Origin of the sequence: Acidimangrovimonas pyrenivorans, from assembly GCF_042643245.1 — a bacterium.
Lineage (GTDB): Bacteria > Pseudomonadota > Alphaproteobacteria > Rhodobacterales > Rhodobacteraceae > Acidimangrovimonas > Acidimangrovimonas pyrenivorans.
In genome coordinates, this window is record NZ_JBHRSK010000017.1 from 104,341 (window position 1) to 116,999 (window position 12,659).

The 12,659-nt window shown below is 69.6% G+C and carries 11 protein-coding genes; 5 read left to right on the forward strand and 6 right to left on the reverse strand.

All coding sequences use genetic code 11. The features are described 5' to 3' along the window. Positions 1-58: 58 nt before the first annotated feature. The 4 genes from rsmI (at position 59) to ACFOES_RS18700 (ending at position 3,376) form a co-directional block, all read left to right on the forward strand. Positions 59-943 carry a 16S rRNA (cytidine(1402)-2'-O)-methyltransferase gene (gene rsmI / locus ACFOES_RS18685; protein ID WP_377834893.1) on the forward strand — a complete coding sequence of 295 codons (885 nt, stop codon included), beginning with the start codon at positions 59-61 and terminating at the stop codon, positions 941-943. Positions 944-1,043: 100 nt separating this feature from the next. Continuing rightward, entirely contained in the window at positions 1,044-1,415 is a 372-nt protein-coding gene (locus ACFOES_RS18690) for a YraN family protein (protein WP_377835053.1), read from the forward strand. A 78-nt stretch (positions 1,416-1,493) separates the two neighbouring features. Further along, positions 1,494-2,438 (forward strand): glutathione synthase, encoded by a 945-nt coding sequence (gene gshB, locus ACFOES_RS18695; RefSeq protein WP_377834894.1) that lies wholly within the window; start codon positions 1,494-1,496, stop codon positions 2,436-2,438. Continuing rightward, positions 2,435-3,376 (forward strand): alpha/beta hydrolase, encoded by a 942-nt coding sequence (locus ACFOES_RS18700; protein ID WP_377834895.1) that lies wholly within the window; start codon positions 2,435-2,437, stop codon positions 3,374-3,376. Before gshB ends, ACFOES_RS18700 begins: the two co-directional genes overlap by 4 nt. Positions 3,377-3,386: 10 nt before the next feature. Here the strand turns inward: ACFOES_RS18700 and ACFOES_RS18705 are convergent, their stop codons facing one another. The 5 genes from ACFOES_RS18705 to ACFOES_RS18725 form a co-directional block, all read right to left on the reverse strand. Continuing rightward, complete coding sequence (locus ACFOES_RS18705) at positions 3,387-4,904, reverse strand: YifB family Mg chelatase-like AAA ATPase (RefSeq protein WP_377834896.1); 1,518 nt, start codon at positions 4,902-4,904, stop codon at positions 3,387-3,389. A gap of 108 nt (positions 4,905-5,012) precedes the next feature. After that, positions 5,013-5,453 (reverse strand): universal stress protein, encoded by a 441-nt coding sequence (locus ACFOES_RS18710; RefSeq protein ID WP_377834897.1) that lies wholly within the window; start codon positions 5,451-5,453, stop codon positions 5,013-5,015. Beyond that, positions 5,450-8,068, reverse strand: coding sequence for a TRAP transporter permease (locus tag ACFOES_RS18715; RefSeq protein WP_377834898.1), 2,619 nt, complete (start codon positions 8,066-8,068; stop codon positions 5,450-5,452). Before ACFOES_RS18715 ends, ACFOES_RS18710 begins: the two co-directional genes overlap by 4 nt. 130 nt (positions 8,069-8,198) lie before the next feature. Further along, complete coding sequence (locus ACFOES_RS18720) at positions 8,199-9,167, reverse strand: TAXI family TRAP transporter solute-binding subunit (protein WP_377834899.1); 969 nt, start codon at positions 9,165-9,167, stop codon at positions 8,199-8,201. A 39-nt stretch (positions 9,168-9,206) separates the two neighbouring features. Next, on the reverse strand, positions 9,207-10,079 hold the full coding sequence (locus ACFOES_RS18725; protein WP_377834900.1) for a MurR/RpiR family transcriptional regulator: 873 nt from the start codon (positions 10,077-10,079) through the stop codon (positions 9,207-9,209). Positions 10,080-10,211: 132 nt separating this feature from the next. On the opposite strand from ACFOES_RS18725, the gene ACFOES_RS18730 reads away from it, so the two are divergent. Then, on the forward strand, positions 10,212-11,552 hold the full coding sequence (locus tag ACFOES_RS18730) for an aspartate aminotransferase family protein (protein ID WP_377834901.1): 1,341 nt from the start codon (positions 10,212-10,214) through the stop codon (positions 11,550-11,552). Positions 11,553-11,779: 227 nt separating this feature from the next. Here the strand turns inward: ACFOES_RS18730 and ACFOES_RS18735 are convergent, their stop codons facing one another. Next, positions 11,780-12,655 carry a glutathione S-transferase N-terminal domain-containing protein gene (locus ACFOES_RS18735; RefSeq protein WP_377834902.1) on the reverse strand — a complete coding sequence of 292 codons (876 nt, stop codon included), beginning with the start codon at positions 12,653-12,655 and terminating at the stop codon, positions 11,780-11,782. Between the last annotated feature and the right edge of the window lie 4 nt (positions 12,656-12,659).

Below are 12,659 nucleotides of genomic sequence, written 5' to 3' on the forward strand. Positions count from 1 at the left end.
CGGCGGCAGCCTAAGCGCAACAGCGGGTGAAGTAAACGTGCCAGAGGAGCGGACGGCGATGACGGGCAAGGACAGGGACGAGAGCAGGAAGGGCGCGCCGGCGCCCGCGCCGGGGCTGTATTTCATCGCCACGCCGATCGGCGCGGCGCGCGACATCACGCTGCGCGCGCTCGATCTGCTGGCCGGGGCCGACGTGCTGGCGGCCGAGGACACCCGGACCCTGCGCCACCTGATGGAGCTGCACGGGGTGGCGCTGGGCGACCGGCCGGTGGTCGCCTATCACGATCACAACGGCGCCCAGGCCCGGCCGCGGCTGCTGCGCGCGCTCGAGGAGGGCAAGTCGGTGGTCTACGCCTCGGAGGCGGGCACGCCTCTGGTCGCCGATCCCGGCTACCGCCTAGCCCGCGCCGCAATCGAGGCCGGGCACCCGATCCATGTCGCCCCCGGTCCCTCGGCGGTCCTGGCGGCGCTGACGGTCTCCGGCCTGCCGACCGACCGGTTCCTCTTCGCCGCTTTCCCGCCGCCCGCGGCGGGCGCCCGGGCGCGGTTCCTCGACGAGATCGCCGCGGTGCCGGCGACGCTCGTGCTCTACGAATCGCCCAAGCGCGTTAGCAAATTGTTAGGGGAATTGGCACAGCATCTCGGCAAGGAGCGGCCGGCGGCGGTCTGCCGCGAACTGACCAAGCGATTCGAGGAAGTGACGCGGGGAACGCTGGCCGAGCTGACGGAGGCGTTCGCTGAGCGCCACGTCAAGGGCGAGATCGTGCTGGTCATCGACCGGCCGGGCGCGCCGCAGAATGATGCCGAGTTTCTCGAGGAGGCGTTGCGGGCGGCGTTGACCGAGAAATCGCTGAAGGATGCGGTGGCCGACGTGTCGGCCGCGCTGAAGCTGCCGCGGCGCCAGGTCTACCAGGCGGCGCTGAAGCTGGACGGGAAGGATTGAACGCGGAGGGATCGGGATGCGGCAAGCGATCGGGATGCGGTGCAGAAACGGGGCGGAGCCGGTGACGGGCGTGGCTGCGGTGGGCGTGGCTGCGGTGGGCGTGGCTGCGCGGCGGGCACGGCGCGGCGCCCGTGCCTACCAGGCCGGCCAGGCGGCCGAGGCGGCGGTCGAGCGGCACTACGATCGCGCCGGCCATCCGGTTGCCGCCCGGCGCTGGCGCGGGGCGGGCGGCGAGATCGACCTTGTGTTGCGCGACGGGGAGGGGCTGATCTTCGTCGAAGTCAAGACGAGCCGCGACTTCGCTCGCGCCGCCGAACGGGTGAGCCCGCGGCAACTGGCACGCATCCAGGCCGCGGCGACCGAGTTCATGGCCCGGGAGCCGGCCGGACAGAACACGCTGGCGCGCGTCGACGTGGCGCTTGTCGACGGGGCCGGGCGGATCGACATACTCGAGAATGTCATGGCGGCGTGAACCGGCGGATCTGCATGCCGGCGATTGCAACGCGCAGGCGCATGGGCCATCTAGGAGCAGTAGCTTCAGGGGATGGCCATGGGTTTGAAAGTCGCGTTGCAGATGGATCCGATCGGCGCTGTGGATATCGAGGCCGACAGCACCTTTCGCCTGGCCGAGGAAGCCCAGGCGCGGGGCCACGAGTTGTTTTTCTACACGCCGGACCGGCTGGCTTACCAGGAAGGCCGGGTGACGGCGCGGGGCTGGCCGATCACGGTGCAGCGGGTGCGCGGCGATCACGTTCGATACGGCGCGGAGCGGGAGATCGACCTGGCCGAGTGGGACGTGGTCTGGCTGCGCCAGGACCCGCCTTTCGACATGGGCTATATCACCACGACCCACCTGCTCGAGATGATCCATCCCGGCACGCTGGTGGTCAACGACCCGTTCTGGGTGCGCAACTCGCCCGAGAAGCTCCTGGTCCTGCGTTTTCCCGAGCTGACGCCGCCGACCACCATCGCCCGCGATCTCGCCACCATCCGCGCCTTCAAGGAGCGCCATGGCGACATCATCCTCAAGCCGCTCTACGGCAATGGCGGCGCCGGTGTCTTCCGGCTCGATCCGAATGACCGCAACCTGTCCTCGCTGCACGAGCTCTTCACCTCGATGAGCCGCGAACCGTTGATCGTGCAGAAATTCCTGCCCGCCGTCGCCGCCGGCGACAAGCGCATCATCCTCGTCGACGGCGAGGCGGTCGGCGCCATCAACCGGGTGCCGGCGGCGGGCGAGACGCGCTCGAACATGCATGTCGGCGGCCGGCCCGAGAAGATCGAGCTGACCGCGCGCGACCGCGAGATCTGCGCCACCATCGGCCCGGTGCTGCGCGAGAAGGGCCAGGTCTTCGTCGGCATAGACGTCATCGGCGAGTGGCTGACCGAGATCAACGTCACCTCGCCCACCGGCATCCAGGAACTCGAGCGCTTCGATGGTATCAACGTGGCCGAAAAGATCTGGCAGGCGATCGAAGCCCGGAGGGCGGGGTGAGCCGCCGGCTCACCGCTCTCAATACCCTGCTGCGGCTGATCGCCCGGCCGCGCCTGTCGCATGTCAGGGATCCGCAGGAGGCGAGGCGGGACTTCGCGCGTACCGCGCGGCTGGTCTTCCGTGCTCCGCCCTACAGCCTGTGGCTGCCCGGCGCGGTGCGCGGCGAGGCCGAGGGCGCGCCCGAGATCCCGGGGCTGTGGATTTCCTGCGGCCCGGTGCGCCAGCGTCACGTGATCCTCTATCTCCATGGCGGCGGCTACACCACCGGCTCGCCCGACACCCATCGTGGCATGCTGGCGCGGCTGTCGAAGCTCTCGGGGCTGCGGGTCTTCGCCCCCGATTACCGTCTGGCCCCCGAGCACCCGGCGCCGGCGGCGCTGGAGGACGCGCAGGCGGCCTGGGACGGGCTGGTCGCGCTGGGCTACGAGCCCGAGCGCATCGTGCTGGCCGGTGACAGTGCCGGCGGCGGGCTGGCCTTCGCACTGCTGGCCCGGCTTTGCGCCGCCGGCACGCCGCCGGCGCTGGCGATCGGGCTGGCGCCCTGGGTCGACCTGGCGGGCGGCGGCGCCTCCCTGGCCGAGAATGCCGGGCGCGACGCCTTGCTGCCCGCCGCCCGCTTCGAGGACCTGGTCCGGCTCTATGCCGGGACGCTGCCGCGCAACGATGTCCGGCTATCGCCGCTTTACGCCGATTTCCCGGACCCGCCGCCGGTGCTGCTGCAGGTGTCTGAAAGCGAGATCCTGCGCGACGATACCTTGCGGCTGGAGGCGCGGCTGCGCGACTTCGGCGCCGAGGTGACGCTGCAGACCTGGCCGGACGCGCCGCATGTGTTCCAGATCTTCGACGGCTGGGTGCCCGAGGCGCGCGATGCGCTGGAGGGGGCGGCGGCCGAGATAAGGCGCCGGCTGGCCGAGATCGCGCCGGCCGATCAGGGCTGAGCGCCGCGGCTCAGCTTTCCGCCGCCGCCACGGTCAGCCGGTAGCTCACCGCCTCGGCGACATGGAGCTTGCGCACCGTGTCGGAGCCGTCGAGATCGGCGATGGTGCGGGCGACGCGCAGGACGCGGTGATAGCCGCGGGCCGACAGGCCGAAGCGGTCGGCTGCGCGGGCGATCAGGGCCTTGCCCTCGGCATCCGGCGTGGCGATCTCTTCCAGCAGCGTGCCCTCGGCATCGGCATTGACGCGGATCTCCGGGCGGCCTTCGAAACGCGCGCTTTGCAGGGCGCGGGCCGCCGCCACCCGCTCGGCCACCTCGGCCGAGCCCTCGCCCGCCGCCGGCAGGTCGAGGTCGCGATAGGCGACGGGCGGCACCTCGATGCGCAGGTCGAACCGGTCCATCAACGGCCCCGAGATGCGGCCCAGGTAATCCTCGCCGCAATGCGGGGCCTTGGCGCAGGCGCGGGCCGGGTCGGTCAGGTGGCCGCATTTGCACGGGTTGGCGGCGGCGATCAGCAGGAAGCGGGCGGGATAGCGGACATGGGCGTTGGCGCGGGCGACGACGACCTCTCCGGTCTCGATCGGCTGGCGCAGGGTCTCCAGCACCGGGCGCGGGAATTCCGGTAGCTCGTCGAGGAACAGCACCCCGTTATGGGCGAGGCTGATCTCGCCCGGCTTGGCGCCGCGGCCGCCGCCGACGATGGCGGGGATCGAGGCGGTGTGATGCGGCTTGCGGAACGGCCGCACGCGCGAGATGCCGCCCTCGTCGAGCAACCCGGCGAGCGAATGGATCATCGAGGTTTCCAGCGCCTCGGGTGCCGAGAGCGGCGGCAGCAGCCCGGGCAGGCGGGCGGCGAGCATCGACTTGCCGGCGCCGGGCGGGCCGGTCATCAGCAGGTGGTGGCGGCCGGCGGCGGCGATTTCCAGCGCCCGCTTGGCCCGCTCCTGGCCCTTGACGTCGCGCAGGTCGCGGGAGGACGGAAGGGGGGCAAGCTCGCCCGCCTCGGCCGGGGTCAGCGGCGCCTGTCCGGTATAGTGGCGCACGACTTCGGACAGGCTGCCGGCGGCGAGCACCTGGGTGGCGCCGACCCAGGCGGCTTCGGCGCCGCAGGCCTCGGGACACAGCAGAGCCCGGTCGGACTCGGCCGCCGCCAGCGCGGCGGGCAGGGCGCCCAGCACCGGCACCAGCTTGCCGTCGAGCGACAGCTCGCCCAGGGCCATGACGCCGTCGACCGCGTCGGCGGGCAGGATCTCGATCGCCGCCAGCAGCGCCAGCGCGATCGGCAGGTCGAAATGCGAGCCTTCCTTGGGCAGGTCGGCGGGCGACAGGTTGACGGTGATCCGGCGCGAGGGCAGGGCGATCGAGAGCGCGTTGAGCGCCGCCCGCACCCGCTCGCGCGCCTCGCTGACCGCCTTGTCGGGCAGGCCGACGATGCCGAAGCCGGGCAGGCCGGGGCTGAGCGCGCATTGCACCTCGACCGGCCGCGCCTCGATTCCCTCGAAGGCCACAGTATGGGCCCGCGCCACCATCTCTCCCCCTCCCGCCGGATGGTTAACCGCTAGGCCAGAGGAGTTGACGAATGGTAAACGCCCGACCTTGCGGCCGGGCGCTCTGGGCAATCGGACGTGGGGGCAGGGTCAGGCCGAGGGCCGCACCACGTAGACCGAGCAGTCGGAATGGCGCACCACCCGCGCGGCGTTGGGGCCGAGCAGGTAGTCGCTCAGCTCCGGCCGGTGCGAGCCGATGACGATCAGGTCGGTCCCCGCCGCCCGCGCGGCGTGGAGGATTTCCTCGTAGGCCTTGCCGGTGGCCACGATGTGGCGCATCCCGGCATCGGCCTCGGCGCCGAGCGTTTCCGAGACGAACTTGCTCAGCGCCTCGCGGGCGTGCTCGACCGCCTTGTCGTGGAAACCCTTGTCGAAATAGCTGCCGACGACGCTCATGCCGAAATCGGGGACGACGGTGATGACGTCCAGCCGGGCCTTGTCGAGCGTGGCCAGCTTCTGGGCGGTCAGCAGCACCTCGCGGTCATGCGCGCCTTCGCTGACATCGATGGCGCAGAGGATCGAACGGCTCATGCCGGCACTCCTTCTCTCTCCTGGCGTTCCGCACGCCGCTTCTGCAGGAAGGCGACCCCGGCCAGCAGCAAGAGCGCCGGGATGTAGATCAGTTCCTTCGGCGGCTGCGGCGCGGCGGCTTTCACCGCGCTCACCACCACCGGGTCGTCGCCGTAGAAGTCGAACTCGGACAGCTTCTTGAAGTAGGGCGTCGCCGGGAACGGCTCGTCAAGCAGCAGCTTGCCGCCGTCCTCGTGCACCGCCAGCCCGAGTTTCTGCAGCCGCGCCTCGCCGGTGCCGGGGGCGCCGGCGGGGACGATGATGTGCAGCTCGCGCGGCTTGCCGGTGTCGAAGTCCGGGCCGGCGATCACCAGCCGCAGATCCTCGCCCTGCTTGAGCGCGCCCATGGTCTGGGTCAGCTGCGCCGGCGGCACGTCCCTAAACGGCGCGACCATCTGGTCCATGAAGAAGCCGGGCCGGAACAGGGCGAAGGCGATCAGCACCAGCGCGACGCTTTCGTAGATCCGGCTGCGGGTGATGAACCAGCCCATCGTCCCGGCGGTGAAGATCAGGATCGCGACGGTGGCGACGATGAAGACGATGATGCCCTGCCACCAGGTGACGTTGATCAGCAGCAGGTCGGTGTTGAAGATGAACATGAAGGGCAGCGCGACGGTGCGCAGCGAGTAGAAGAAGGCGATGAAGCCGGTCTTCATCGCGTCCCCGCCCGAGACGGCGGCGGCCGCGAAACTCGCCAGTCCGACGGGTGGTGTCACGTCGGCCATGATGCCGAAGTAGAACACGAACAGGTGGACCGCGATCAGCGGCACGATCAGCCCCGATTGCGCGCCCAGGTTCACCACCACGCCCGCCATCAGCGAGCTGACGACGATGTAGTTCGCCGTCGTCGGCAGGCCCATGCCGAGAACGAGGCTGAGCAGGCCGACCATGACCAGCATCAGGATCAGGTTGCCGCCCGACAGGAACTCGACCAGGTCGGCCATCACCTGGCCGACTCCGGTCAGGGTGACGGTGCCGACGATGACGCCGGCGGTGGCGGTGGCCAGGCCGATGCCGATCATGTTGCGCGCGCCGTCGACGAGGCCCGAGACCAGGTCGGCGACCCCGGCGCGGAAGGCGTTGGCCATCTCGTTCTCGCCGCGGAACAGCGCCTTGAGCGGGCGCTGGGTCAGCAGGATCACGAACAGCAGTGCGGTGGCCCAGAAGGCCGACAGGCCGGGCGATTTCAGCTCGATCATCAGGAAGTAGACCAGCACGACGATCGGCAGCAGGAAGTAGAGCCCGGTCTTGTAGATATGGGCGACGTCGGGCAGCTCGACGACTTCGGCGGTCGGATCGTCGGGTTCGAGGTCGGGCTCCTGCGCCGCGACCCAGAGCAGGCCGAGATAGGCGATGCCGACCAGCGCGGCGAGGATCCAGCTGGCGCCCTCGGGCACCAGGTCGCTGATCCAGCGCACCGGGTATTGCACCGCGTAGCACAGCAGGCCGAAGCCGATGAAGAAGCCGAACATGCCGCCGACGGTCTTGCCCAGCGAGGTGGTCTTGTTGCCCAGCGTCGGCATCTTGCGTTTGATCGCCTCGAGATGGACGATGTAGACCAGCGCGATGTAGGAGATGATCGCCGGCACGAAGGCGTGGGTGATGACCTCGACGTAGGGGATGCCGACATATTCCACCATCAGGAAGGCGGCGGCGCCCATCACCGGCGGCATGATCTGGCCGTTGACCGAGCTGGCCACCTCGACCGAGCCGGCCTGTTCCGGGGTGAAGCCGACCCGCTTCATCAGCGGGATGGTGAAGGTGCCGGTGGTGACGACGTTGGCGATCGACGAGCCCGAGATCAGCCCGGTCGCGGCCGAGCCGACGACGGCGGCCTTGGCCGGCCCGCCGCGCAGGTGGCCGAGCGCGCCGAAGGCCATCTTGATGAAGTAGTTGCCCGCCCCCGCCTTCTCGAGCAGGGCGCCGAACAGCACGAAGAGGAAGACGAATTTCGTCGACACGCCGAGGGCGATGCCGAACACCCCCTCGGAGGTGATCCACATGTGGCTCATCGCCTTCTTCAGCGAGGCGCCCTTCCAGCGGATCACCTCGGGCACCCATTCGGAGGAGCCGAAGAAGACATACATCAGGAAGATGATGGCGATGATCGCCATCGCCGGGCCGAGGGCGCGGCGCGCCGCCTCGAACAGCAGGATCAGGCCGAGCAGGGCGAACCACTTGTCGGTGTCGTCGGCGAGGCCGCCGGAATTGACGATCTTCTGGTAGAAGAAATAGCCGTAGAGCGCGACGAAGGCGCCGACGACGGCGAAGATCCAGTCCTGCACCGGGATCCGGTGGCGCGGGCTCGACTTCAGCGCCGGGTAGGCGGTGAAGGCCAGGAACATCGAGAAGGCGAGGTGGATCTGGCGCGAGTTGTTGATCAGGTCGGAGGGCAGGACGAGGTTCGACACCGGCGAGGCCAGCAGCACCTGGAAGACCGACCAGGCCAGCGCGACGACGGCGAGGAAGGTGCCCACCGGGCCGATGGGGTTGCGGGCGCCGGAATCGCTGGCCGTGACCAGCTCCTGCAGTTCGCTTTCCGACAGGGCGCGGCCCTGGGACGAGGTATCAGACATTGATGTATTCTCCCTGACGACCGCCCGGCGGTCGAAGCTCCGGTGCCGGGGCAGGCAATGCCACCCTCAGGCTACACCGAAACGGCAGAGAGCGGCGCGCGCTCTCTGCCTTTGCTGGTTGGCGGTTGGCTTATTTGATCCAGCCGCGCTCTTTGTAGTACTTGACCGCACCGGGGTGCAGCGGGGCCGACAGGCCGTCCTTGATCATCTCTTCGGGCTTGAGATGGGCGAAGGCCGGGTGCAGCTTCTTGAAGTCGTCGAAGTTGTCGAACACGGCCTTGACCACCTCGTAGACTACCTTGTCCGAGACGTCGGCCGAGGTCACCAGCGTCGCGCCGACGCCGAAGGTCGGCGTGTCGTTGGGCGAGCCGCGATACATGCCGCCGGGGATGATCGCCTTGCGGTAGTAGCTGTTGTCGGCAACCAGCTTGTCGACCGCCGGGCCCTCGACCGGGACCAGCACGGCGTCGCAGGAGGTGGTGGCTTCCTGGATCGAGCCGGACGGGTGGCCGACGGTGTAGACCATGGCGTCGATCTGGTTGTCGCACAGCGCCGCCGACTGCTCCGAGGCCTTGAGCTCGGTGGCCAGGGCGAAGTCGTTATTGGTCCAGCCCAGAGCGTTCATCAGCACTTCCATCGTGCCGCGCTGGCCCGAGCCCGGGTTGCCGATGTTGACGCGCTTGCCCTTGAGGTCGGCGAAGGTCTTGATGCCGCTATCGGCGCGGGCGACCACGGTGAAGGGCTCGGGGTGGATCGAGAACACCGCGCGCAGCTTGGTGAACGGGCCCTGGTCGGCGAATTTCGAATCGCCCTTGTAGGCGTGGTACTGCCAGTCCGACTGGGCGATGCCGAATTCCAGCTCGCCGTCGCGGATGGTGTTGATGTTGTAGATCGAGCCGCCGGTCGATTCGACCGAGCAGCGGATGCCGGTGGTCTTGCGGTCCTTGTTGACCAGCCGGCAGATCGCGCCGCCGGTCGGGTAGTAGACGCCGGTCACGCCGCCGGTGCCGATGGTGATGAAGTCCTCGGCATGCGCCATCGGCGCCGCCATCAGACCCACGGCCATCGCCGCCGCGGTGAACTTGAGTTTCGCAAACATCAGTAACTCCCCTGTTGGATGTTGCAGTTGGGTTTACGGTCAGCCGCGCCAGAACTCGTCCAGCAAACGGTTACGGGCCTCGACCTCGCCGATCCGCGCCTGGGCCTTGCGGCCGCCGCGGGCCACCAGCATGCCGATCATGGTTTCGATCAGCACAAGGGTGGCGGCATAGGACGAGAAGAACTGCGGGCTCTCCGACGACAGGATGAAGCCGGCGGAGGCATGTTTCAGGGCCGGGCAGGTATGGGTGTCGGTGATCGCGACGACATAGGCGCCCTGCTTGGCCGCCATCTGCGCCGCCATGATCGCGCGGCGGGCGAAGGGCGGCTTGGTGATCACGATCAGCGCGTCCTCGGGCCCGATATCGACCATCGCGGTCGACAGCGCGGTGCCGACCCGGCCGGCGATCGACCAGTTGGCGCTGAAGAAGCTGCCCATATAGGCCATGTATTCGGCGATCCCGGACGAGCTGAAGCCGCCGAACAGCACCACCTGGCGGGCGCGGTGCAGCCGGTCGACCGCTTCTTCCAGCCGGTCCTGGTCGATCTGCTGGCTCAGCCCCTCGATATTGGCGACGCAGGCGGCGGCCTGGCGGGCCAGGAAGGGCGGCCCGGCGCCGTCGGCGGCTTCGGCCTGCAGCCGGCCGGCCTTGTCCGAGAAGCTCTCGTAGCTTTGCCCGACGGCGTCGCGCGACAGTTCGCGCAGTTCCTCGTAGCTGTCGAAGCCGAGCGCGCGGGCAAGGCGCGAGAAGGTCACCGGGGCGAGGCCGGAAGAGGCCGAGACGGCGCGCAGCGAGCGGCTGGCCACGTCGAGCGGGTGGGCGGCGACATAGTCCGCCGCCTCGCGCAGCTTGGCGCTCAGCCCGCCGTATTCGGCGGCGATCCTGTCGGTGATCGACACGTTTGTCGTCACGCGATACTCCCGGGGTTGTGATCCCGGGACCGTTTCATGTGTTTCAGTTCTTGTCAATCACTGAAACGTATGTTTCTTGTGAGTCACACGGCGCAGCTTCCGCCGGGCGAAACGCAATGAAAGGATCGCCCCATGACGTCCCCCAGCACTTCCGGCTCGCATATCTTCCCGCGGCACACCAAGGCGGTCCTGCCGACCGTGGCGCGTGGCGAGGGGGTCTACCTCTACGACTCGACGGGCAAGCAGTATTTCGACGGCTCGGGCGGGGCGGCGGTGTCGTGCCTCGGCCATGGCGATCCCGAGGTGACGGCGGCGATCAAGGCCCAGCTCGACAAGGTGGCCTTCGCCCACACCTCCTTCTTCACCTCCGAGCCGGCCGAGCAGCTGGCCGACAAGCTGGTCGCCCATGCGCCGGCCGGGATCGACCGGGTCTACCTGGTCTCGGGCGGGTCGGAGGCGATGGAGGCGGCGCTCAAGCTGGCGCGGCAGTATTTCCTCGAGATCGGCCAGCCCGAGCGGCGCCGGATCATCGCCCGGCGCCAGAGCTATCACGGCAACACGCTGGGCGCGCTGGCGACCGGCGGCAATCTGTGGCGGCGCGAGCCCTTCGCGCCCTTGATGATCGAAACCACCCATATCTCGCCCTGCTACGCCTATCGCGGTCGGCAGGAGGGCGAGAGCGCCTTCGACTACGGCCAGCGGGTCGCGAACGAGCTCGAGGCCGAGATCGAGCGGCTGGGGCCGGAGACGGTGATGGCCTTCGTCGCCGAGCCGGTGGTCGGCGCCACGGCGGGCGCGGTGCCGCCGGTCGCGGGCTATTTCAAGCGCATCCGCGAGATCTGCGACCGCCACGGCGTGCTGCTGATCCTCGACGAGGTGATGTGCGGCATGGGCCGGACCGGCAGCCTGTTCGCCTGCGAGCAGGACGGGGTGGCGCCGGACATCACCGCGACCGCCAAGGGGCTGGGCGCCGGCTACCAGCCGATCGGGGCGATGATGTGCTCGGGGCTGATCTACGACGCCATCGCCCAGGGCTCGGGCTTCTTCCAGCACGGCCACACCTATGTCGGCCACCCGACCGCGGCGGCGGCCTCGCTGGCGGTGCTGACCAAGCTGACCGATGGCGGGCTGGCCGAGCGGTCGCGGGTGATGGGCGACAAGCTGCAAGCGGCGCTGGAGGCCGAGTTCGGCCAGCACCCCCATATCGGCGATATTCGCGGCCGCGGCCTGTTCCGCGGCATCGAAGTGGTCGAGGACCGCGAGACCAAGCGGCCCTTCGCGCCCGAGCGCGCGGTCCACAAGGCGCTGAAGAAGGCGACCTTCGAGGCCGGGTTGTGCTGCTACCCGATGGGCGGCACCGTCGATGGCCAGAACGGCGACCACATCCTGCTCGCCCCGCCCTTCATCCTCGAGGACGGCCATATCGATGAGATCGTCTCCAAGCTGTCGATCGCCTTCGGGCAGGTGCTCTAGGAGGCGCCCGGCGCTGGATCGCAGGCGAAGAGGGCGGCGCCCGACCCTGGGTGGGCGCTTGCTACGAAACTGTTGTGCGCGAGGGGCACGGCATTCGGATGGGCTGAGCCCCTTGGCAGATCGAGGAATGCGCCCTCCCGGGGGGAGGGCCGGGCGCCGCCCGGCGTTGCCGCCCGGCGTTGCCGCCCGGCGTTGCCGCCGGGCGAAGCAGCGTCAGGCGCGGCGGGTCACACCGCCCGCACCATCTTCATGAAAGCCGGCCAGGCCTCCGGATCGGCCACGGTCTTGTCGCGGCAAAAGGCGTTGCAGAAGCCCCAGACGCGGCCGTCCATCTCCAGGAAGTGGGTCACCGGATCGCCTGAATAGGGGCAGGCGGCGTTGACCGAGGGCCCGGCCACCACCGCCTGCGCCGCCAGCGGCTCCGGCCCCGGCCAGGCGCGGGTCGGGTAGGGCTTGGCATAGACCGGCTGATCCGGGCCGTCGACCAGCCCCATCGCCCGCCAGCGCCGGAAGGACGGGTGGTGCAGATGCGCCTCGACATAGGCCGCCGCGGCTTCGCCGACCGGCAGGTTGTAGCCCGCGAGTCGCCCCGCCACCGGGGCGAAGAAGGCATCCGCCGCCGAGTAGGCGCCGCTGAGCCAGGGCGTGCCGCTGTCCGATTCGGCCCGCGCCCAGGCCCAGACCGCTTCCAGCCGCGCCAGGTCGGCCAGCACCGCCTCGGACGGTGCACTTTCGGTATAGGAGACCCGCAGGTTCATCGCACAATCGCCGCGCAGGGCGGTGAAGCCCGAATGCATCTCGGCCGCCAGCTGCCGCGCCACCGCCCGGGCCCGCGGCGCGGCCGGCCAGATACCGGCCTCGGGAAAACGGCTCGCCAGCTCCTCGGCGATGGCCAGGCTGTCGGCGACCACGGTGCCGTCGTCGAGCTTCATCGCCGGCACCGTGCGCGCCGGGGCATAGTCCTGCAGCAGCGCCGGGAAGGCCTCGGTATAGAGCCGGGCGAAATGCGTCCGCACCGGGATGCCGAAGGCGTCGAACAGCAGCCAGCCGCGCAGCGACCAGCTGGAATAGGCGCGGTCGCCGAGGGCGAGGTCGATGGGCATTGGC

Coding starts and splice junctions, on each gene's coding strand:
- gshB (WP_377834894.1), top strand. CDS start 1,494: ATGGGTTTGAAAGTCGCGTTGCAGATGGATCCGATCGGCGCTGTGGAT.
- ACFOES_RS18715 (WP_377834898.1), bottom strand. CDS start 8,068: ATGTCTGATACCTCGTCCCAGGGCCGCGCCCTGTCGGAAAGCGAACTG.
- ACFOES_RS18735 (WP_377834902.1), bottom strand. CDS start 12,655: ATGCCCATCGACCTCGCCCTCGGCGACCGCGCCTATTCCAGCTGGTCG.
- ACFOES_RS18710 (WP_377834897.1), bottom strand. CDS start 5,453: ATGAGCCGTTCGATCCTCTGCGCCATCGATGTCAGCGAAGGCGCGCAT.
- ACFOES_RS18705 (WP_377834896.1), bottom strand. CDS start 4,904: ATGGTGGCGCGGGCCCATACTGTGGCCTTCGAGGGAATCGAGGCGCGG.
- ACFOES_RS18720 (WP_377834899.1), bottom strand. CDS start 9,167: ATGTTTGCGAAACTCAAGTTCACCGCGGCGGCGATGGCCGTGGGTCTG.
- ACFOES_RS18730 (WP_377834901.1), top strand. CDS start 10,212: ATGACGTCCCCCAGCACTTCCGGCTCGCATATCTTCCCGCGGCACACC.
- rsmI (WP_377834893.1), top strand. CDS start 59: ATGACGGGCAAGGACAGGGACGAGAGCAGGAAGGGCGCGCCGGCGCCC.